20 protein-coding genes are annotated in these 21,139 nt (G+C 42.6%); 6 read left to right on the top strand and 14 right to left on the bottom strand.

The window, feature by feature from the left end:
• Positions 1-86: 86 nt before the first annotated feature.
• The gene (locus J0654_RS09340) at positions 87-599 is read right to left on the bottom strand and encodes a DUF3124 domain-containing protein (RefSeq protein ID WP_207028235.1); all 513 of its coding nucleotides are present in this window, start codon (positions 597-599) and stop codon (positions 87-89) included.
• A 94-nt stretch (positions 600-693) separates the two neighbouring features.
• On the bottom strand, positions 694-918 hold the full coding sequence (locus tag J0654_RS09335) for a helix-turn-helix domain-containing protein (RefSeq protein ID WP_207028233.1): 225 nt from the start codon (positions 916-918) through the stop codon (positions 694-696).
• A 98-nt stretch (positions 919-1,016) separates the two neighbouring features.
• On the opposite strand from J0654_RS09335, the gene J0654_RS09330 reads away from it, so the two are divergent.
• Complete coding sequence (locus J0654_RS09330; protein ID WP_207029627.1) at positions 1,017-1,220, top strand: hypothetical protein; 204 nt, start codon at positions 1,017-1,019, stop codon at positions 1,218-1,220.
• A gap of 41 nt (positions 1,221-1,261) precedes the next feature.
• Here the strand turns inward: J0654_RS09330 and J0654_RS09325 are convergent, their stop codons facing one another.
• From J0654_RS09325 to J0654_RS09300, 6 genes are all read right to left on the bottom strand, one after another.
• Entirely contained in the window at positions 1,262-2,251 is a 990-nt protein-coding gene (locus tag J0654_RS09325; RefSeq protein WP_207028231.1) for a metallophosphoesterase family protein, read from the bottom strand.
• A gap of 3 nt (positions 2,252-2,254) precedes the next feature.
• On the bottom strand, positions 2,255-3,682 hold the full coding sequence (locus J0654_RS09320; protein ID WP_207028229.1) for an amidohydrolase: 1,428 nt from the start codon (positions 3,680-3,682) through the stop codon (positions 2,255-2,257).
• 115 nt (positions 3,683-3,797) lie between these two features.
• On the bottom strand, positions 3,798-4,280 hold the full coding sequence (locus J0654_RS09315; RefSeq protein WP_207028227.1) for a GyrI-like domain-containing protein: 483 nt from the start codon (positions 4,278-4,280) through the stop codon (positions 3,798-3,800).
• A gap of 6 nt (positions 4,281-4,286) precedes the next feature.
• Positions 4,287-4,634: an iron chaperone gene (locus J0654_RS09310; protein WP_207028225.1), complete on the bottom strand. Its 348-nt coding sequence runs from the start codon at positions 4,632-4,634 to the stop codon at positions 4,287-4,289.
• A 51-nt stretch (positions 4,635-4,685) separates the two neighbouring features.
• Positions 4,686-6,758 carry a TonB-dependent receptor family protein gene (locus J0654_RS09305; protein WP_207028223.1) on the bottom strand — a complete coding sequence of 691 codons (2,073 nt, stop codon included), beginning with the start codon at positions 6,756-6,758 and terminating at the stop codon, positions 4,686-4,688.
• Positions 6,755-7,318 (bottom strand): cysteine hydrolase family protein, encoded by a 564-nt coding sequence (locus tag J0654_RS09300; protein ID WP_207028221.1) that lies wholly within the window; start codon positions 7,316-7,318, stop codon positions 6,755-6,757. Before J0654_RS09300 ends, J0654_RS09305 begins: the two co-directional genes overlap by 4 nt.
• A gap of 140 nt (positions 7,319-7,458) precedes the next feature.
• Between J0654_RS09300 and J0654_RS09295 the strand changes: the two genes are divergently transcribed.
• Positions 7,459-8,223 (top strand): exodeoxyribonuclease III, encoded by a 765-nt coding sequence (locus tag J0654_RS09295; protein WP_207028220.1) that lies wholly within the window; start codon positions 7,459-7,461, stop codon positions 8,221-8,223.
• 59 nt (positions 8,224-8,282) lie between these two features.
• A complete protein-coding gene (locus tag J0654_RS09290; RefSeq protein ID WP_207028219.1) occupies positions 8,283-9,323 on the top strand; it encodes an NADP(H)-dependent aldo-keto reductase in 1,041 nt (346 codons plus the stop codon).
• On the opposite strand, the gene J0654_RS09285 is transcribed toward J0654_RS09290, so the two are convergent.
• The 6 genes from J0654_RS09285 to panC all read right to left on the bottom strand — a co-directional run bounded on the left by J0654_RS09285 (position 9,324) and on the right by panC (position 16,362).
• Positions 9,324-11,480 carry an outer membrane protein assembly factor BamB family protein gene (locus tag J0654_RS09285; protein ID WP_207028217.1) on the bottom strand — a complete coding sequence of 719 codons (2,157 nt, stop codon included), beginning with the start codon at positions 11,478-11,480 and terminating at the stop codon, positions 9,324-9,326.
• 50 nt (positions 11,481-11,530) lie between these two features.
• The gene (radA, locus tag J0654_RS09280) at positions 11,531-12,889 is read right to left on the bottom strand and encodes a DNA repair protein RadA (protein ID WP_207028214.1); all 1,359 of its coding nucleotides are present in this window, start codon (positions 12,887-12,889) and stop codon (positions 11,531-11,533) included.
• 124 nt (positions 12,890-13,013) lie between these two features.
• Complete coding sequence (locus J0654_RS09275) at positions 13,014-14,156, bottom strand: alpha/beta hydrolase (protein ID WP_207028212.1); 1,143 nt, start codon at positions 14,154-14,156, stop codon at positions 13,014-13,016.
• A gap of 25 nt (positions 14,157-14,181) precedes the next feature.
• Positions 14,182-15,147, bottom strand: a complete 966-nt coding sequence (locus J0654_RS09270) for a lysylphosphatidylglycerol synthase transmembrane domain-containing protein (RefSeq protein ID WP_207028210.1) — start codon at positions 15,145-15,147, stop codon at positions 14,182-14,184.
• A 3-nt stretch (positions 15,148-15,150) separates the two neighbouring features.
• Positions 15,151-15,501, bottom strand: coding sequence for an aspartate 1-decarboxylase (gene panD, locus J0654_RS09265; protein WP_207028208.1), 351 nt, complete (start codon positions 15,499-15,501; stop codon positions 15,151-15,153).
• A gap of 12 nt (positions 15,502-15,513) precedes the next feature.
• Positions 15,514-16,362 (bottom strand): pantoate--beta-alanine ligase, encoded by an 849-nt coding sequence (panC, locus tag J0654_RS09260; RefSeq protein WP_207028206.1) that lies wholly within the window; start codon positions 16,360-16,362, stop codon positions 15,514-15,516.
• Positions 16,363-16,464: 102 nt separating this feature from the next.
• Between panC and J0654_RS09255 the strand changes: the two genes are divergently transcribed.
• The 3 genes from J0654_RS09255 (at position 16,465) to glmS (ending at position 21,074) form a co-directional block, all read left to right on the top strand.
• Positions 16,465-17,274 (top strand): glycogen/starch synthase, encoded by an 810-nt coding sequence (locus tag J0654_RS09255; RefSeq protein WP_207028204.1) that lies wholly within the window; start codon positions 16,465-16,467, stop codon positions 17,272-17,274.
• A 5-nt stretch (positions 17,275-17,279) separates the two neighbouring features.
• A complete protein-coding gene (locus J0654_RS09250; protein ID WP_207028201.1) occupies positions 17,280-19,097 on the top strand; it encodes a DUF4270 domain-containing protein in 1,818 nt (605 codons plus the stop codon).
• A 129-nt stretch (positions 19,098-19,226) separates the two neighbouring features.
• Entirely contained in the window at positions 19,227-21,074 is a 1,848-nt protein-coding gene (gene glmS, locus J0654_RS09245) for a glutamine--fructose-6-phosphate transaminase (isomerizing) (protein ID WP_207028200.1), read from the top strand.
• Positions 21,075-21,139 lie beyond the last annotated feature (65 nt).

Raw genomic sequence — 21,139 nt, 5'->3', positions numbered from 1 at the left:
TGGGAACCACAAATGTGTCCCAAAACTGATAGACAAGATACTATAATTGGGGGAGTAAAACTATGACATTTGTATGTCCAATTGAACTATTCCACTCGCTGTCCTTGAGTAGTGAAGGACAACCCTTGCTGTCCTGATGTGGAAATCATAACTCCTTCAAAATAAGGTTCGTGTGAGTTGGGTTTAATGGACCATTGAAAAAGGAAGTTGGCACCTGTTCCACCCGATCTGTCTTTCTCATCAATAACAATTTCCACGGTTTCCATGGGTTTAATGTAGATGGGCCGATCAAAGTATGTCCGTATCGGGCTGCCCTTGGTATCAAAATATTCGGCTTTATTAATATATACGGTATCCTTTAGGTTGGTGTTTCGCATGCTGATCGTGCTGGTAAGATTGTGTGTTCGATGCTCCGTTTCACTATAAATTTCTGAATATATGGATAGATAAGATGTTCCATTGACAAGGGAATCGAGGTTAGCTATTTCAGCCATTCGGTTATTCCAGTTCACAGGATCGATCGAACTTACTTCTTCCTTGGATTTTTCGGCACAGGAAAGAATCAAAATAAAAAGAATAAGTGAAGACAGCTTGCTCATAGTTCGTTTCAAAAATGAGTAAACTAAGATAGGGATTGTTGGCAAACTTTAGAATCAATTAGGTGCGACCCTGAACTAAATTCAAGGTGACGCTTTAATCAAACCCCTCACTAAAAAATTCTTCCAACGTCATATCAAATGCTTGAGCGATTTTTAGCAAACTGGTGTATTGAATATCGGTGCCTGTTTCGTAGCGGCCATATTGTGCACGATGGATACCGTGATCATAGGCAAAACTTTCATAGCTTGAATAGCCTTTTTTAAGTCGTAAGGATTTGATGCGTTCAGCCAATTTCTTAATCTCTTTGGATTTGTCCATAAAGTAAAGAAATCAAGTGTGCTATTAATAAGTAACTACTAATTAGTAGTATTGTAAAATAGTTTTATATCTTTAGATATAACCAAATCGTCTTAATTATGAACGAAACCCAAATCACCGAATTGACTGATTGGGTAAATGATTGCTACGGCACACCCGAAATACTTGGCCATTATTTGGACTTGGCGGTAGAGATGCTATTTTATGTGAAGCTAGGCAGTTTTGAGCAACAGGAAATTCAGAATGTTGTTACCATACTGAGAGGGTTGAAAAGGATTTTGGATAAAAAGGTACAAGTATAATTTAATCTCATCAATTCATGTGGTTATGCAAACTTTAAAGCTTAATCTCTTAATGGTACTTCTCCCTGCTCATTCAAAATCCCCTCCATTTTTAGGTGTGTGATCACCGGCTTTTTGGCCATACGAACCAGGCTCACATGATCAAAGGCCATGGAGTCCTGTGGGTTTTGGCTGCCTCCCGTAGTGCCTAAAATGGTATAGCTATGTCCTTTCCGCATTTGATTGGAAAAGGAATGGAAATGCCCGTTGATAACAGTATATTCTCTGTCGGCCAACACATCTTCCAAGGGGCCTAGACCTTTTTCATCCTCACGCATCCAAAGGGGTTTGTGCATGAGCACAAAGGTCCATTTTACATCGGGATTGTCCTTCAAAACTTCGGTAAAATAATCCAATTGGGCCTTGCTCATACCTCCAATCCGTCTTTCGGGCATGTGATAGTATTCGGAATCCTCATACTTACCCTCTATTTCCCCATCAATGATCTTTAGGGCTTTGGCCCGTGCATTGTAGATTTCGATCATGCGTTTTTCCTCGTAGTCTTCGGAATCCATCATCAAAAACAGTACGTTTTCATATACAAAATGATAGTAACGTGGCCCGAATCGGTTTTTCCAGAATTCCCGCATCACGGGATTGGTGAGATCGTGGTTGCCGCCCAAATGAAAAAATGGCATATTGAGTTTTGCCGTACGTTCGTCAAAGGAGTCCCATTCTTTTTTTAGTTGCAAGGTGTCTTCCGTGCCGCCATCGATCAAGTCTCCAACACTGAGCACAAATGTGGGGTCGAGCATGTTCAATTGCTCAACGGCGGTAGCGTAAACCCCTTCTCTTTCTCCACCATTGAGGTCGGATATAATAGCGAAAGTAAAATCACCCTCCGTGGTTTCAAATGTTTCACCGGTCCAAGGTTTTGCCCCTGAAGTAACATCATGCTGAAACTTTGCGGCTGGGGCTTCAATTGTTTGTGCACCTTGTTTGCAACCGATTACACTTAAAATGGCAAGAGAAAAAAGAAGGTTTGTTTTCATGGTTTAATTTTTTCTATAATCCAGTGCAGGTTCCCTATCCCCAAGTAATGCTTCATATGTAAAACCTGGTCCTCTGCGCTTTTGGAAATCTGCTTTAACAGCTTCCAAAAGTTTAGGGTTTTTGAACAGGTCCATTGCGGAGAGGGCGATAGTTTTGGCGGCCACCATCATTCCCTTAAATCCGATATCGGTGCCTCCAGCGGCTACCGCCTGCCAGCTGTGCGCAGGTGTTCCAGGCACCCATGTGGCAGTGTTTACGGCTGCCGTTGGGGCATTCCAGCTCACATCTCCCGTATCGGCGGAGGCTTTACCATAGGTAAATTCCATGGGTTGGATCTCTCCCGCGCTTTCAATGGGCTTTGGTGCTCCCAAGGATTTTTGAATTTCTTTGGCAAATTCCAGGTCTTCGGCTGAATACGAAACACCACCAACAAGAGTCATATTGTCGTGCATTATTTTAGAAAGTGGCTCGTTTGGTAATTTCTCGTAGGTTCCACCGATAATTTCATAGGTCATTTCGGTCTCTGTTCCTATAGCTGCTCCTTCCGCAGCTTTTACCACACGATCCCAAACGGCTTTCACCTCTTTTCGATTGGAATGGCGAATCACATAGTACACTTCAGCTTCTTTGGGAACAATGTTGGGGGCATCTCCACCTTTGGTGATCACGTAATGGATACGGGTGGGTTCAGTGGTATGCTCACGTAGCATATTTACCAAATCGTTCATTCCTTCCACGCCATCCAAGGCTGATCGACCCAATTCTGGTGCCATCGCGGCATGTGATGATTGTCCAGTAAACCGGAACTTACCAGAAATAGTTGCCAAATTGGTACTTGGGTTGGATGCGTTTTTATCCCCTGCATGCCAAGAAACCACAGCATCCACGTCATCAAATAGACCTGCTCGGACCATGTATACTTTCCCAGAACCTCCTTCTTCGGCGGGTGTTCCATAAAAACGGATGGTACCCGATTTGCCAGATTCTTTCAAATAGTCTTTGGCTGCAATGGCAGCGGCCATGGAGCCCGTACCGAACAAATGGTGACCGCAAGCCTGACCAGGTGCGTCGACCACTCTTGGTTTTCTGAATGGCACCGCATCCTGGGACATGCCAGGAAGGGCATCAAATTCACCAAGAACCCCAATTACTGGACTTCCGGAACCATAAGTTGCTGTGAAAGCTGTTGGGATTCCAGCTACACCTTTTTTAATGGTGAAGCCTTCTTTTTCCAATTCTGATTGAAGAAGGGCAGAACTGTTCTCTTCCAAATAACCCAATTCAGGATTGGTCCAAAGTTCTTTGGCAATTTCCTTGTAATGGTCTTTTTTGGCATCGAGGTCGGCAATAATTTTATCCTTGTCCTTTTGTGCAAAAGTGATAGTGGAAATAATGCTTAATGCTAAACTGAGTGTAAAAGATCGTTTCATAGTAGCAGTTGGTTTTGGTTGGTAATAGCAATTATTTCAAATATAACACTTAAACCCAAGATGATGTATCGAAGCAACCAATCCAAAAGCATTATTGTAAGATCCTGAAATTGGTTCACTTTTTCTTGATAGGAACCCAAAATTCTTCCTCGGATTCGGGATGTTCCCCCTTGTATTTGTCGCCCATTAGTGCAAAATAGGGTCGTCTGTCCATTTCGTATTCCGAATTTGGGAGCCAATCACCATAAATATATCTGAAAGTTTCCATGGCCTCACTGGGTTTTCCTTTGTATGGGAATACGGCATATAATCCTTCGGGAACAGTAAGGCTTTGCATCCCTTCTGGTATTTTATCTATTTTGGAAACAGAAATGGCTGCCCATTTTTGAAATTCCCGAGTGGGGTCAAAATTTTGAAAAAATGTGGTGGTCGGATAGATTTCTACAGCATAGAGACCACTATGTATGGCATGATTTATTTCCTTTTTCCGAGGAGAAAAACTTTGCCAGAGTTCAAAGGTGTTGTTGTTGGCAAACGAGGTGATTGATTTTTTTCCGACCAATAGCATAGCTGGCAGGGTTTGTATTCTTGGGGTCATTAAATTTTATTTACGGTCAGCATTCTCTTCAACTCTAAACCTCACAATTTTTTCAATAAGTTCAAAAGGTATGGGTTGGACCAAGGGAAACTGCACCGAGCCTTTTCCTTGTTTGTAGTTGGAAAGCTCTTTTTGAAATGCTTCGTGTCCCGACGGCGTCGCATAAAACCCAATATGGTTTTTATATCCTGCAAAGTATACCAAAGGTTTTCCGTTTGTTTTGTAACCTGGCATGCCATAGGCCATTTGCTCAGTAGCCTTTGGCGCCATTTTTTTAATGATGGTCCTAACTTTTTGAAGTTGCTGTTGAACTTCTTCCGGAAACCTTGAAATATATCGGTCTACCTCATTCATAGTCAACCTATTTGTATTATTAAAAATAGGCCTTTCTATTTTGAAGCATAGTTAAAAAACATAGTTTAATTGAAGTCCTCCAAAATAATTCCGACCATTTCCAGGGTAATAATACCTGGGCTGTGCCCCGCCAAATCCCACAGCGTTGATCAATACGGACTGGGCATAGTTGGTATCAAAAATATTGTTGATTCCAGCATTAACTCCCAAACTAAATTGTGATGAAAGTGATTTTCGGAACCCCAACTTGGCATGGAACACATTAAAGGAATCACTGCTTATGGAATTAGTATCCGTCATCGGAATTTCGTCCACGAACTGATGGGTGAGGTTCAATTGTAGGCCATTGGTATGTCGAAAATCGATTCCTGAGCTCAATCGGTGTTTTGGAACCCCAGTAAGTGGATTGCCCGAATAATCGTTGTCACCGTCGACAAAATCCACAAAGGTGTGGTCGTTCAAGGTATAACTGAGATAGGGTGTAAAGGAAATTCTTGGCGAGAATTTTCCTCTGTAGTGTAAATCGAGCTCCATGCCCTGGTGGCGGGTTTCCCCCGCATTTCTACCAATATACTGGTCCTCGCCGACCCGTTGGGCCACCAACAGGTTTTTTACGTTCATTCGGTATACCGTGATATTTGCTGAAAGCCTTTTCTTGAACAGCATCCATTCAGTACCCAGCTCATAGTTTGTTCCTGTTTCTTGGGCAATATCCGGGTTGATGATACCATCCGGGGTCAGTGTTTCCTCCAAACTAGGATTGGAAAATCCCCTGCTAATATTTGCGTATAGCTTTCCTTTTTTCCATTGGTAGTTAAGCCCAAAGTTGGGAAGTAATATGGCATCAAAATTACGCTTGGCCGAGGCATTGGTATCCCCTTGGTTAAACAGGTCCCTAAAATCATAGTGGGTCTTGTTCCAGTTGAGGCCCAGTTGAGCAGAAAGTTGGGCCGTAATGGGGTAGGTCAGCGTTCCAAAAAGGTTGAACTGCCTGCGGAATTCTGTGTTGTCGCTAAGCACAGCTCCTTCTAAGCTACCGTTGCCGTTATTTTCTTCGTACAGATTCTCAAAAGTGCCCCAACGGTATTCGTCCCGATAAAACTCTGCGCCAAAGGTGAAATCCGCTTTTCCCCAATTGCCCGCGAAACGACTTCTAAAGCCATAGCCGTTGGTAAATTCGTCCAAAATGTTGAAGGGACGTGGCTCGTAATGATCTAAATAGCTATAGAAAATACTAGTGGTATTCTGAAGTTTTTCAGAAAATTGATAGGTGTGTGACAGCCCTGTTAAAATATATTTGTTGGCCTCGTACCCCTGGGCAGCCAGCCAGTTTGATGCTGCTCGGGTAGGGTCTTCCTCAAAATCGGTCTGGTTGATGGAGCTTGGAATCTGGGCGGTGTAATCGATATAATTCACCAAAAAGGCCATACTACTTTTTTGCCCTGTCCGGAACCGGGTGTTCAAGAGCAATCCATCACGTTGGAACTGGCTGTTCTGTCGGTAGCCATCGGTTTCTAAATGATTGTAACTAAAACTCAAATTAAAACCATCTTCCGAATGGGAAAAACCAAGGTTGTCCTTGAGCATGTTGTAGGACCCCATCGTGAATGAATTGATGAGCTGTGTCTTGTCCTCCACCGAAGCTTTGGTTTCCAATAAAATGGCCCCACCAAGATTGGAACCAAAGGCTGTAGCTTTTGGACCTTTTATAATTTCCACTGCACCTAGGTTCTCAAAATCGTAGGCCTCGATGGTTGAGGAGCCCGTACCATTGGTCACCGGAATGCTGTTGAAATACATACGGAGCTTATTGGTGCCATAAGGCGTTCGGGACCCTATTCCCCGAACGGTTATCCGATTGGTGTTGATAGCGCCCGAAAGGATGTAAACTCCAGAAACCTGATTGATGGCCGATGGAATGTCCGTAGGGTTGAACCGCTCAAAAGTCTTACCTGCTATTTTGGATGAAGAGGTGATTCCCGTTGCTTTTTTGGGTATGGCCTCTTGGGTGAGCACTACTTCGTCCAGTTGGGTGATGGAATCTTTTTGGATGTCCTGTGCCACTATGGTAAGCGCATTGAAAATTGTAAAAAGTAGGGGGAGTCCTTTTTGTATGAGATTCATTCAATTGATTTATCAAGTTCGCCCAACAAGGTGTGGGTATCCATAATGGTTGCAAATTCATCCTTTAAGTTGGCCAATTCCGCATGAAAGATAATATCTGCTGGATATTTATTGCCATCATACCCCATTTTATCAAAGGCTGCGGTGGCATCGGAAGCCAAAACAACATTGAAACCGAGGTTGGAGGCCATTCGGATCGATGTGGAAATGCAGTGTTCAATGGTCAGTCCCGCAATTACCAAATTGGTTATGCCCATCACTTTTAAACGTGTTTCCAAATCGGTTCCTATAAAAGCACAATTTACCGTTTTTTCAAAAACCGGTTCATTGATCAAGGGTTTTACCGCTGGGTGAAAATTGTTTCCCATTTTACTTGAGTGCAGGGGGGAATCAATATTGGTGGAATTGTGTTTCACATGGAAAACGGGCAGTTGCTTTCGTCTAAAAAATTGCAATACTCTACCACAATTTTCTTCTGCTTCGGGATTATTCCGTTCGGAGCCATAAAAGCCTGTTTCCTGAAGTCCGATCTGGGTGTCAATCAGAATTAGTGCAGTCATGAGGATGAATTTTTTTTTTTCATAAAATTAAGGTAAATCATCAAGAAAGAACACTTTGATACTTTTCATTGATATATCCATTGGTAAATTCAATTTTAGGGAGCCGCTTACAATGGCTATTTTTGAACAAATTAGAACGAATGAAAATTGTATCCTACAATGTAAATGGAATAAGGGCCGCCCTGAAAAAGGGTTTTGTGGAGTGGTTGGAAACGGTAAGTCCCGATGTGGTCTGTTTGCAAGAGACCAAGGCCATGGAGGAACAAGTGGACACCTCTGTTTTTGAAGATGCGGGGTATTCCCACAACTATTGGTTCAGTGCCCAAAAAAAGGGATATAGTGGTGTAGCCTTACTTTGTAAAAAAGAGCCTGATCATATTGAATTCGGAACAGGTATAGATTATATGGACCATGAGGGGAGAAACATTCGTGCCGACTTCGGTGACCTTTCTGTAATGAGTATGTATTTACCATCAGGTACAAATATGGATCGTTTGGATTTTAAATTGACCTATATGGCCGATTTTCAAAAGTATTCGGAAGCGCTAAGAAAAGAACGACCTAATCTGATAGTTTGTGGGGATTACAATATCTGTCATGAAGCTATTGATATTCACGACCCGGTCCGCAATAAAAATGTGTCAGGATTTTTACCCGTGGAACGCGAGTGGATCGGAAATTTCATGAAAAGTGGTTTTATTGATAGCTTCAGGCATTTCAATAAAGAACCGGACAACTATACTTGGTGGAGTTATCGTGCCAACGCAAGGGCCAACAATAAGGGATGGCGATTGGATTATGGTATGGTGGCCGATCCGTTGGAAGATAGATTAAAGCGCTCCGTGATATTGTCGGAGGCAAAACATAGCGATCACTGTCCCATTTTGTTGGAAGTCGAAAAATAGCATCGGCATAAAGGCTGATGTTTTTGTTTAAGTACCTTTGATCGCCCTAAACTTTTGAAATGAAATACACTAGAATTCCACATACAGATATCCGAATATCCAAAATTTGTTTGGGAACCATGACCTGGGGTCGCCAGAACAATGAAGATGAAGCGCACGAACAAATGGACTATGCGCTAGACCAAGGTGTAAACTTTTTCGATACGGCCGAATTATATCCAGTTCCAGCAAAAAAGGAGCTCTACGCCGTTACCGAAGAACTTATCGGAAACTGGTTCAAAAAAACCGGAAATCGGGACAAAGTGGTATTGGCATCCAAAATAGCTGGACCTGGTCATGCCGCAAAACATATCCGAAGTACTGGATTCAGCAAGGAATCCATAATCAATGCAGTGGATGGTAGCTTAAAGCGATTGCAAACGGATTATATTGATCTGTTTCAACTCCATTGGCCAGAACGGAATACCAATTATTTTGGGCAACGCGGATTTAATGCTCATGCTGTTGATGTTTGGGACGATAATATCCACCAAGTATTGGAAACGCTACGGGATTTGATCGCCGAGGGGAAAATTCGTCACGTGGGATTGTCCAATGAGACCCCTTGGGGCACCATGCGTTTCTTGGAAGAAAGTAAAGTACACCAGTCCCTGCCTCGAATGCGCACCATTCAAAACCCATATAGTCTTTTAAATCGACTTTTTGAGGTTGGTCTGTCCGAGATTTCCATGCGTGAACAGATAGGTTTACTGGCATATTCTCCCCTTGGATTTGGAGTGTTGAGTGGAAAATACCTTACGGAAATTCCACCAAGAAAAGCTAGGGTGACCTTATTCCCAAATTACAACAGATATAGTGGGGATACTGCGGTTGCGGCCACAAAAAAATATGCCGAATTGGCAAAAGAACACGGTTTGAGCTTGGCACAAATGGCATTGGCCTTTGTAAATACCAGACCTTTTTTAACGAGTAACATTATTGGCGCGACCAGCATGGAGCAACTCAAGGAAAACATCGAAAGTATTGATGTGGACCTGTCCGATGAGGTGTTGGAGGGCATTGAGGAAATTCACAAAGCTATTCCAAATCCTGCGCCTTAACTATTCCAAAGCATAGGCGCGGTACTCATCACCAGAGTCCGTACCCATTTTGCCACCTCCGCAGGAAATCACCAGATATTGTTTGCCATCGACTTCGTAGGTAATCGGTGTGGCATATCCTCCCGCTGGCAGTTGATCTTCCCAAAGTTGTTTACCCGTTTCCATGTTAAACGCCCGGATTTTTTCGTCCTTGGTTGCTGCAATGAAAAGCACTCCACCTTGGGTGACGACCGGTCCCCCATAGTTTTCAAGCCCAGAAACTGGAACATTGGGGTCCTCTAAGTTTTCCTCGTGCCCTAAGGGTACGGTCCATAAATATTCACCCGAGTTAAGGTCGATGGCATTCAATGTTCCCCATGGCGGTTTTACCACAGGATAACCTCTGTCATCCTTAAACCTTGCAAAACTCGAAATAGAATAGGGCACATCGATTTTTGTTTCCTCCACCCTATGATCTTTGACTTCTTCAATATCCATTAAAAACTCGGTAATGGCATTGGTTTCTTCTTCGGAAAGATTTGGCATGCCCGGCATGGCACCACGACCTTTTTGGATAATGCTTTTTATGGAGTCGATTTCCAATCGCATCTTCACATTTTGAAGCTCAGGGATTCCGTTCAAGCCTTGTAAATCACCACCATGGCATCTTGCACAGTGTATCTGCGCCAAACTTTGTCCAATACTTGAGTTTTCAGCATCGCCACCAATTTCTTTCATTTTGATGATCCATGCCATTTCGTTGGCATTCACATACATTACCCCATTTCGAGGGTCGAGTGCTGCCCCGCCCCATTCGGCACCGCCATCGGCACCTGGAAATAGAATCACTCCAGTGGTATCCATCGGTATAAATTGCCCTTTGGATGTTATGGAGTTGAATTTTTCAAGTACGGTTGGGGCATTATCGGTTTCGTTCCCCGGTACCAAATCATCCACAAAAGCAGTACGGTCTGGGGCATATAAATCCTCCTCCGTTAAAATCTGGCGTGCAAACGGCGCAGGTTTTAATGGTAAGGGCTGTGTCTCGAACGCTTTTTCTCCAAGTAATGTGGAGCTAGGGTATGTTTTTTCTTCAATAGGAAACAAAGGCTCTCCCGTAATTCGGTTGAATACAAATACATGACCACTTTTGGTAACCTGCGCCACGGCAGGAATGGTTTCTCCATCCCGAACAATGTCCACCAAATTGGGCGGTGCGGGCAAATCACGGTCCCAAATATCGTGGTGTACCATTTGAAAATGCCAAATACGCTCTCCTGTATTCGCATTGAGCGCCAACAGGGAGTTGGCAAAAAGGTTGGCTCCTTCACGGTCGCCCCCGTACCAGTCAAAAGCCGCTGAACCTGTGGGGATGTAAACAATGCCTTGCTCGTTGTCCAATGCCATGCCAGGCCAACTATTGGCACCGCCCACTTTTTTGTACGCTTCGGCAGGCCAAGTGTCGTAACCAAATTCCCCTGGTTGTGGAATGGTGTGGAACGTCCATAAGATTTTGCCTGTAAGCACGTTGTAGGCCCGTATGTGGCCTGGAGAAGAGCCAGGTCCTTCGCCCACTCGGGTGCCTTGGATCAAGATATTTTTAAAAACTGCTCCCGGGGTGTTGGAAACCACGGATAATTTGCTTGGGTCTCTCCCCAAACCATCTCGTAGGTCTATGCTGCCGTTGTTTCCGAAATCGGAAATGGGCTGGCCCGTTTCAATATTAATGGCATACAGTTTTGGTCCTGAGGAGAAAAAAATACGGCTTGGGGCCGTCCCATCGGATTTCCAATAATTCAATCCACGGTTCAGTCCTAAACCTGATTCATCTTTGGTTTTTGGTGAAAATTTCCAGATATCCTCTCCTGTTTTTGCGTTGATGGCGAACAGTTCGATGGCTGCATTTACACCGTAAAGAACATTTTCAACCATTAAGGGACTCGTCTGTATCTGTGTAGTTCTTCCTTCCTGAAGCCCTCCGCTTTTATAGCTCCAGGCTAGCTTTAATCGCGAGACATTGGTGGTATCGATTTGATCAAGGTTGGAGAAATGTGTTCGTTCGGGGTCCCCCAAATAATGCTCCCAAGTACTGAAATAGGCTTTGTTTGCTTTATTTAGATTTAGTTTGGAGCAGGAGGCCAAAATGGCCATGGAAACAAGAAGGAAATATCTTTTCATGTGCAGTTTGAAAGTTTCCTAAATATAGAAAGAAACCTGAAATTACTGGTTTATCCGAATAAATGGGCGACAACATCTTCAATCTTGGACACCTTTTGAATCTGGATGCCCGATTGTTTCAATCCAATCTTGTTGTTTTTGGAAACAAAGATTTTGGAGAAACCCAGTTTTTCAGCTTCAAGGATACGTTGGTCCACACGTTGCACAGGCCTAATTTCGCCCGCAAGGCCAACCTCTGCGGCAAAACAGACGCCTTTTTCAATGGCAATGTCCGAATTGCTGGATAGAATGGCGGCCATAACGGCCAAATCAATGGCAGGGTCATCCACGGAGATTCCACCTGTAATATTCAGGAAAACATCCTTTGCTCCCAACTTGAAACCTGCGCGTTTTTCCAAAACGGCCAAGAGCATGTTCAATCTTTTGGCATTGAAACCAGTGGCGGAGCGTTGTGGCGTTCCATAAACGGCGGTGCTTACCAAGGCTTGGATTTCAATCAATAGGGGTCGCATGCCTTCCACGGTGGCAGCAATGGCGGTGCCGCTGAGGTCTTCATCATTTTTAGAAATCAATACCTCGGAAGGGTTGTTGACTTCGCGAAGCCCGCTTCCCTGCATTTCGTAAATACCCAGTTCCGCGGTTGAACCAAAACGGTTTTTGAGTGAACGGAGAATACGGTATACATAATTACGGTCGCCTTCAAACTGTAGGACGGTATCTACCATATGCTCCAAAATCTTAGGGCCGGCAATGGTGCCATCTTTTGTGATGTGCCCCACCAAAATAACGGGAGTGTGACTCTCTTTCGCAAATTTGATGAGTTCCGCAGTGCATTCGCGTATTTGAGAAATGCTCCCAGCAGTGGATTCGATATAATCCGTATGCAGCGTCTGAATGGAGTCGATTACGACCAAATCGGGCTCGATAGTTGAGATTTGCTGAAAAATATTTTGAGTTTTGGTCTCGGTAAGGATGTAACAATTTTCGCTATTGGGTTGAATGCGATCGGCACGCATTTTTATCTGCCGTTGACTTTCCTCGCCTGACACATATAGGATTTTATAGGGTAATTTCAGCGCAATCTGAAGCAGCAACGTACTTTTCCCAATGCCTGGTTCACCGCCCAATAAGGTCAGCGACCCTGGTACCAGCCCACCGCCCAACACACGGTTGAATTCTTGGTCCAATGTGTCCAAACGGAGTTCTTTTTCTTGTGTGATCTCGGAAACCCGTAGCGGTTTGTTGGCCTGTCTGGCGACCTTGTCGGCCTTCCAACTTTTTTTTTCCTCCTTCTGGACGACTTCTTCCACAATGGTGTTCCATTCCTTGCAAGAGGAACATTGCCCCACCCACTTGGGGAATTGGGCTCCACAATTTTGACAAAAAAATGCTGTTTTGGTCTTGGCCATTCAAACTAAATGAGGGGCCTAAAGATATGGATTTAGATGATGGATTGGATGTTTGGATTATTAGATAGTTCGATTTTTAGAAGGGAAATCATCCAATAATCCAATAATCGAGGAACCCATTCCGCTAATACCCGAAGTCTGCTTTAAGGGCATCAATTTTTTCGAGGGCCATATCCTTGGTCAAAAAGTCGATTTCTTCAAGTTGAAATGCTTTTTCGAATGTTTTGAACGCTTTTTTGGGTTCTCCGATGAACTCATAGTATTCCGCCTCGAAATAAAAGCCCATCATGGTATCTGGGAATTCCTTTTTGCAAAGGTCTGCCAATGGTTCCAGTGATTCATAGTCCTCTTTTTTCAGGCAGGCAGCATAAATGGCCATAATATCGTTGAGTTCCACTGGTTTTTCAAACCCGAACAGGTCTTCTATGGTTTGGTATCGATTCTCCAAATAATTGAAAACGGGTTCTTCGGAAGTAAGGATGTCGGATTTATATTCTGCAGGAGTAATGGGCCTATAGATTCGGAAAACGTTATCAAAAGCTTTGCTTATACCGTAGGCCGCTATGGATGTATGGTCGGCACTTTCATATTCATCAAAAAAGTAATGTAGGGACTCTTTGGTGATGGAGCTGATGCTATGGTTCATTTGAAGGACACGCTGCCTATCGTCCGTAGGTTGTTTTTCCACGATTAAATTGTAAAAAATGGTCTGCTCCAATTCGGATAAACGGGTGGGAACCCTACTTTCCATTTCGGTTGCCAGAACAGGCGAAATATTGATATAGGAATTGAACAAGGAACGGTCCTTAAAGAGATAATAGTTGCCAAAGTTGGCTGTGATATCATAACCTACGAACATTTTAAACGGGGCAATACTATAGCTGGTTTCTAGATAAGGAATCAATTCTGTGCCCAAAAATTCGTAGAACATTTTGCCCTTCTCCGTGGGTAACCCCGATACATCCTCGTAGTCGCAATCTTCCCAGCGCAAATCGTTCTGCAGTTGATGAACACCGACCACGATGGCTTCGGGCATACGATCAAACTTGCTTTGGAATTTTACGTTGGCGACAACCAGGTCGAACAAATATTCGGCGTCCAAAACCACAATCAATGGATATGATTTTTCTTCGGTATAGTCTTCGGGAAAATAGTAGGAAACATCCCTGCGTTCTTGCAGTTTGAAGGATTCAAAAATCTCTTTTGTTACTTGAGCGCTGATGTTCAAGCAAGTAAAGCCTATCAGTAGAAATAGACATTTTTTCATTGGTTAAGATTTAGGCGGCTGGGGCTTACCGATTTCTGTTCAATAACGGTAAAACAAGGAAGGATATTGTACCGAAAACCACCACCATCAACGTTTGGGCAATCCACATAATCCAACCAAATGCATCTCCAGATATGGAGCTGATGCCATAAATTCCCAATGCAGCGCTGACAGCAATAGGGTAAAGACCAATTCCACCATTAGTAGTGGACATGGCAAAGGCTCCGGCAACGAAGGCGACCAATAATTCGCCCAAGGATAGTGGTATGGTTTCCTCCACGGTGTATTTTATGACCCAGAACATGCCAAAATAGGCAGTCCAAATAAATAGGGTATGCAGAATGAAGGGCCATTTGTTCTTCATTTTGAAAACGCTCAGAACACCGTCTTGCAATCCATTGAGGAACCCTTTTAGTTTTAATGCGAAAGGCGATTTGGATTTACGGATGATGTACGACCCTAAAAAGAGACCAACAATACCAAAAAGTAATATTCCGATGGCACCGATAATGTTTACTCCCCGTTCTTCCAGAAACCCAAGAATAAAATCAGTTTGAAGCACCAGGGTTATCATAATAATGATCAAAAGCATTAAAAGATCTATGACCCTTTCTGTAACAATGGTGCCGAACCCTTTTTCAAAAGGGACCTTCTCGTAGGTGGTGAGTGCGGTTGCCCTTAATATTTCGCCTGAACGGGGAATCCCCAAGTTGGCAAAATAGGATATAAGTACAATAAATATGGTGTTGATGGTTTTGGGGCGATAACCCATCGGTTCCAAAAGATATTTCCAGCGTATGGCCCTTGAAATATGACTCAATATGCCAATGATTACGGAAACGGTCACCCATATTGGGCTCGCATTGGAAATATAATGGATGATTTGTTTTCGTTCTTCCGGTGTGGTGGAGTTGTAAGAATACCAAACCAAAAACAGCCCAAAAGCGATGGGTACAAATATCTTAAGAAATTTTTTCAGGGATTTGCCCAAAATTTACTTGAGTAGATTGGTTTCCTCGTTGGGGAACACCAATGCTGGATTAAATGATTTTGCCTCTTCGATATCCATCCAGGCGTAGGTAATCAGGATCAATACGTCTCCGACGGCCACTTTTCTGGCGGCGGCACCGTTCAGGGTCAGCTCTCCAGAACCTCTAGGGCCCGGAATGGCATAAGTTTCCAATCGCTCACCGTTGTTGTTGTTCACAATCTGCACTTTTTCGCCCCTAATAATATTGGCGGCATCCATAAGATCTTCGTCTATGGTAATGCTACCTATATAATTAAGATCCGCTCCGGTAACTTTTACACGGTGAATTTTAGATTTTACGACTTCTACTTGCATGGTGCAAAATTATCAATTCAATCTTAGATTATCAATTAAGCGTACGCCGTCTGCGTAAACGGCTATAAACGCCCTGTATTTTTGGTTGTCCTGTATTTTTAAAGCAGGAGTCAATGTGTTCTCGTCCGCGATTTCGAAATATTCCAGATCAAACAAAGGATGTTGTTCAAATTCGGATTTCACCCAATCCTTTACATAAGCAGCACTTTTCGTGCCAAAATCGGTTTTGGCAGCTTGTAGTGTATCGTATATAAAGCCAGCTTTTTTGCGGGTTTCTTTAGAGAGTCTTTCGTTGCGGGAACTCATGGCCAAACCCTGTGGTTCCCTTTCTATTGGACATCCGATAATTTCATACGGCAAGTTCTTGATTTCGGCCATTTTCCGGATAATCTGCAATTGCTGAAAATCTTTTTCACCAAAATAGGCTCTGTCCGGGGCCACGGTTCTTAACAATAGCTCCACAATAGTACCAACGCCATCAAAATGACCAGTTCTGAACTCTCCTTCCATTACTTTGTCAAGACCATCGAACTCATAGGATTCAGATTCAAGTTTCCCCTCATAAATTTCATCAACTGTAGGAGCAAAAACCACAATATTGTCCGAAACCTGTTTCAAAAGTTCAATATCCTTCTCAAAAGTGCGCGGATATTTTTCAAGGTCGTCCTTTTTATCAAATTGGGTAGGGTTCACAAAAATGCTCACTACGACCAGGTCGTTTTCCAAAAGTGCTTTTTTTACCAAGGAGATATGACCTGTGTGAAGCGCGCCCATTGTGGGCACCAGACCAATGGTACGGTCTTTTTTACGCTCCTCCGAAGTGAAGTTGTTAAGTTCTTTTTTACGGTCGAATATCTTCATATACAGGTACAAAAGGGTGCAAAAATACTATAAATACTGCTAATCAGCATAATTTTTGTACTTTTGCAGCTATGTTTTTCAGATAAACAAAAGAAAGTGTTTATGAATGGTAAAAAGGTATTGTTTGTATCTTCTGAATTAGTTCCCTACCTCCCAGAGAATCCTGTTTCCTTAATGTCGTACGAAGCGCCTAGAATGGTGAACAGTAACGGTGGGCAAATCCGCATATTTATGCCAAGGTACGGAAACATCAATGAAAGAAGGCATCAATTACATGAGGTAATACGTTTATCGGGGATGAACCTGGTGATCAACGACATGGATATGCCCTTGATCATAAAGGTGGCATCCATACCAAAAGAAAGAATCCAAGTCTATTTTATAGACAACGATGAATATTTTAAAAGAAAGGCCACATTTGCCGATGCCGATGGGAATTTGTTCCCCGACAATGACGAGCGTGCCATCTTCTTTGCAAAAGGAGTGGTGGAAACAGTGAAAAAATTAAATTGGTCTCCAGATATTATCCATGTACATGGCTGGATGGCCTCCATGGTACCGCTCTATTTGAGAAAATACTACGCGGATGAGCCGTTGTTTTCCGAAAGTAAAATAGTTACCTCGGTTTATGGTAAAGATTTTGAGGGAGAATTGGATAGTGCCATGATAGATAAAATTGCTTTTGATGGCATTGATAAAGAAGAGATTTCCTCACTTGCCCATCCCGAGTATAATAATTTGTTAAAGGTTGCCGTAGATCATTCCGATGCCGTTATTTTAGCCGCGGAGGATTTGTCCGATGACCTTAAAAGTCATATTGATAATCTTTCCGTACCGGTACTGCCTTACGTTTCCCTGCAGGAAGCAGAAGAGGCATACATAAATTTCTATAATACAGAGGTTTTAAAATAGATTGAATGAGATTTTCCAAGATTTTCAAAGTTTCGGCATTGGTTGGGACTTTGTTTTTACTGCTTGCCTCTTGTGAAGACGAATTGGACACCATAGGTGAAGGTGTTATTTCAGGAGAGCCCTTTACGACCGGCAAGGTGGAGTATGATGTTTTTGCCTACAATAAAGGAATAACTGCCGTACAGACCAACAGGTTACCCTTATATCAATTGGGTACTTTCAACGACCCCATTTATGGAAAAAGGAAGGCAAGTATAATTTCCCAATTGTCACTGCCCAGTGTTTCACCAACCTTTGGTGATTTAACACAGTCGAGCGAAGACGAAGCAGATTCGGACGATAATGAATCTACCATTCAAGAGAACGAAACGGTCAAGGAAGTCTATTTGTATATTCCCTTCCAATTGCCCCCTTCGTCGGATACCGATGGAGATGGTGTGGATGACGAGTTCGAAAGCGGTGATGATGTGAATGACCCAAATTCGGATTTTGATGGGGATGGCGTAAGCGATAACCAAGAACGGATCCAAGGCTCCAATCCTTTTGACCCGGATGAAGATGGAACCGGAGATGACTTTGTGGCTAATTCCTACCCAAACAGGTTTGATTTGGACAGTATTTATGGTGATAGGTCGCAGCCTTTTAACCTGATTGTTTCGAGGTCCAATTATTTTCTTCGAGAGCTTGACCCAAATTCAAATTTTGCAGAAGCCCAGGAATATTATTCCAATCAAGATTTTTCCAGTTTTATTGGTGAGACACTTTTTAATGGTGAAGTTACCATTGATGATGAGGAACTGCTGTTCCGGGAGAATGAAGACGATCCGGACACGGAAAATATTGATGAATCCCTAGAAGTGACCAATAGACTCAATCCAGGTATACGAATTGCATTAAATCCTGATTTTTTCCAAGAAAACATATTGGATAAAGAAGGGCAGCCAGAATTACTGAGTCAATCCAATTTTAAAAACTTTTTCAGAGGAATACATTTGTCCGGCACCGATATGGATGAACTTATGTTCCTTCTGGATTTGACACAAGCTAACATTACCATTACCTACGAGTATGATGATTATGATGCAGAGGCCGATGATGTGGTGAAGTCCGAAAGGGATTTCACCCTAAATTTCTTGGTAGGAACTTCTGCGGGAATTACGGGCAATGCCGTAAATGTCTTTGAAAATGAAATGTTACCTCCAGAAGTTGTAAATGCAATCGACAACAACGAAAATGCTTCTAGAATTTATGTGAAAGGAGGGGCCACTCTTGCGGAGGTGAGGCTTTTTGATGAAACCGAGAACGGTGGTTCGGGTATCATTAATCAGATAAAACAGAAAAACTGGATTGTAAATGAAGCTAATTTGGTTTTTTATGTTGATCGCCAAGCTGTGGATGCCTCGGTTGTTGAACCACCTAGACTTTACCTTTACAATGCAGAGAACAATCGACCTTTGTTCGATGCTTCAAATGAAATCGTTACATCAAATTCAGGAACCAACCCATTGAGGTATTTTCCAAATCATGATGGGTTGTTGGAAAAAGACGGTGACTTAGGTTTAAAATATACCATACGAATAACGGAACATATCAATAATATTATTGTTCGTGATTCTGTAAATGCTAAGTTGGGCCTAACATTAACACCAAATATTGGTATCACGCTGCTTCAAGAAGCTATCGGGAGCAATGCTGAAGGAGTCGATTATCCAGTTGCTGCTGCCGTAAGTCCATTGGGAACAGTTCTTTATGGAAGCAATGTAAGCGGTGAGGAAGAAGAGAAAAAACTCAAATTGGAGATTTACTATACCGAGGCCAACTAGAAAGCGTGGACTTATCGTAGTTTTTTGAACTTTTATCGTTTTAAAGAACCATAACTACACTTTTTAACCTATAGCCTTTAAATTTGAATACCAAACCCCCCAAATGGTTTTTAACTAAAAAAGTATCTTATGTGTGGAATAGTTGGTTACATTGGTCATAGAGATGCCTACCCGGTTATTATTAAAGGCTTGCAAAGACTCGAATACCGAGGTTACGATAGTGCAGGGGTAACCCTTTTTGATGGAGAGGATATCCATCTTGCCAAAACCAAGGGAAAGGTAGAAGATTTAAAGAGCAAAGTAGAGACCTCCATTCCCACAAATGGAAAATTAGGTTTGGGACATACACGATGGGCAACCCATGGGGTCCCTAATGATGTAAACTCTCATCCACATTATTCCAATTCAGGTGATTTGGTAATTATACACAATGGAATCATAGAAAACTATGAATCCATTAAACAAGCACTGGTAAAAAGAGGATACACTTTTGAGTCGGATACCGATACTGAAGTACTTGTAAATCTAATAGAAGAGGTTAAGAACAAAGAAGGTGTTAAACTGGGTAAAGCTGTTCAAATTGCACTGAACCAAGTTGTTGGGGCATATGCGATAGCTGTTTTCGATAAAAATAAACCAGATGAAATCGTGGTTGCTAAGTTAGGTAGCCCCCTTGCCATCGGAATAGGTGAAAACGAATATTTTATTGCTTCAGACGCATCACCTTTTATAGAGTTCACCAATAATGCAGTTTATCTGGAAGATGAGGAAATGGCCATCGTAAGAATCGGCAAGGAAATCAAACTTCGCAAAATAAAGGATGATGCCATTGCCTACCCGAATATTTTGGAGCTTCAGCTTAATCTGGAAGAGATAGAAAAAGGCGGGTACGATCATTTTATGCTCAAGGAAATATATGAGCAACCCAAGGCCATTATGGATACCTACAGAGGGCGTTTGTTGGCCGACAAGGGAATTATAAAAATGGCAGGGATTGATCAAAACCTGGAAAAATTTTTAAATGCCAATAGAATCATTATTGTTGCCTGTGGTACTTCTTGGCATGCTGGGCTTGTAGCTGAATATATCTTTGAAGATATGGCTAGGATTCCTGTGGAGGTAGAATATGCCTCGGAATTTAGGTATAGAAACCCGGTAATTACAGAAAATGATGTTTTGATAGCTATTTCCCAATCAGGAGAAACGGCAGATACGCTTGCAGCTATTAAACTGGCCAAAGAAAGGGGGGCATTTGTATTTGGGGTTTGCAATGTAGTGGGTTCTTCCATAGCAAGGGAAACACATGCGGGTGCTTATACCCATGCCGGACCAGAAATTGGGGTGGCATCGACCAAAGCGTTTACAACACAGATTACAGTTTTAACCTTGATAGCCTTAAAATTGGCGCAAGAAAAAGGAACATTGTCCCAATCTAAATATCAAGAATTTTTAGCAGAGTTGGAAGCAGTTCCTGCCAAAGTGGAAAAGGCATTGTTGTCCAATACTTTGGTGGAGGGAATATCCGAGACCTACAAAGATTCGTCCAATTGCCTATACCTGGGGAGAGGATATAATTTCCCGGTAGCTTTGGAAGGAGCGCTAAAGTTAAAGGAAATAAGCTACATTCATGCAGAGGGGTATCCAGCTGCTGAGATGAAACACGGACCCATTGCACTGATTGATGAGCAAATGCCTGTGGTTGTAATTGCAACTAAAAAAGGACATTACGAAAAAGTGGTCAGTAACATCCAAGAAATAAAATCAAGAAAAGGTAGAATTATTGCTGTGGTAACAGAGGGAGACGAAACCGTAAAAGAGTTGGCGGACCATGTAATCGAGGTTCCTGATACTTCGGAAAGTCTTTCCCCTTTATTGACAACAATTCCATTACAATTGTTATCCTACCATATCGCAGTAATGAGAGGTTGTAATGTAGATCAACCAAGAAACTTGGCAAAGTCGGTTACGGTAGAATAATGATATATAAAACATATAATTGAACAAAAAAGGCACCAATTTTGGTGCCTTTTTTGTTGAAAACT

The organism is Flagellimonas profundi, from assembly GCF_017313275.1.
GTDB classification, from domain to species: Bacteria; Bacteroidota; Bacteroidia; order Flavobacteriales; family Flavobacteriaceae; genus Flagellimonas; species Flagellimonas profundi.
This window is presented reverse-complemented; position numbering and strand designations above follow the sequence as displayed.

Coding starts and splice junctions, on each gene's coding strand:
- J0654_RS09340 (WP_207028235.1), bottom strand. CDS start 599: ATGAGCAAGCTGTCTTCACTTATTCTTTTTATTTTGATTCTTTCCTGT.
- J0654_RS09335 (WP_207028233.1), bottom strand. CDS start 918: ATGGACAAATCCAAAGAGATTAAGAAATTGGCTGAACGCATCAAATCC.
- J0654_RS09330 (WP_207029627.1), top strand. CDS start 1,017: ATGAACGAAACCCAAATCACCGAATTGACTGATTGGGTAAATGATTGC.
- J0654_RS09325 (WP_207028231.1), bottom strand. CDS start 2,251: ATGAAAACAAACCTTCTTTTTTCTCTTGCCATTTTAAGTGTAATCGGT.
- J0654_RS09320 (WP_207028229.1), bottom strand. CDS start 3,682: ATGAAACGATCTTTTACACTCAGTTTAGCATTAAGCATTATTTCCACT.
- J0654_RS09315 (WP_207028227.1), bottom strand. CDS start 4,280: ATGACCCCAAGAATACAAACCCTGCCAGCTATGCTATTGGTCGGAAAA.
- J0654_RS09310 (WP_207028225.1), bottom strand. CDS start 4,634: ATGAATGAGGTAGACCGATATATTTCAAGGTTTCCGGAAGAAGTTCAA.
- J0654_RS09305 (WP_207028223.1), bottom strand. CDS start 6,758: ATGAATCTCATACAAAAAGGACTCCCCCTACTTTTTACAATTTTCAAT.
- J0654_RS09300 (WP_207028221.1), bottom strand. CDS start 7,318: ATGACTGCACTAATTCTGATTGACACCCAGATCGGACTTCAGGAAACA.
- J0654_RS09295 (WP_207028220.1), top strand. CDS start 7,459: ATGAAAATTGTATCCTACAATGTAAATGGAATAAGGGCCGCCCTGAAA.
- J0654_RS09290 (WP_207028219.1), top strand. CDS start 8,283: ATGAAATACACTAGAATTCCACATACAGATATCCGAATATCCAAAATT.
- J0654_RS09285 (WP_207028217.1), bottom strand. CDS start 11,480: ATGAAAAGATATTTCCTTCTTGTTTCCATGGCCATTTTGGCCTCCTGC.
- radA (WP_207028214.1), bottom strand. CDS start 12,889: ATGGCCAAGACCAAAACAGCATTTTTTTGTCAAAATTGTGGAGCCCAA.
- J0654_RS09275 (WP_207028212.1), bottom strand. CDS start 14,156: ATGAAAAAATGTCTATTTCTACTGATAGGCTTTACTTGCTTGAACATC.
- panD (WP_207028208.1), bottom strand. CDS start 15,501: ATGCAAGTAGAAGTCGTAAAATCTAAAATTCACCGTGTAAAAGTTACC.
- panC (WP_207028206.1), bottom strand. CDS start 16,362: ATGAAGATATTCGACCGTAAAAAAGAACTTAACAACTTCACTTCGGAG.
- J0654_RS09255 (WP_207028204.1), top strand. CDS start 16,465: ATGAATGGTAAAAAGGTATTGTTTGTATCTTCTGAATTAGTTCCCTAC.
- J0654_RS09250 (WP_207028201.1), top strand. CDS start 17,280: ATGAGATTTTCCAAGATTTTCAAAGTTTCGGCATTGGTTGGGACTTTG.
- glmS (WP_207028200.1), top strand. CDS start 19,227: ATGTGTGGAATAGTTGGTTACATTGGTCATAGAGATGCCTACCCGGTT.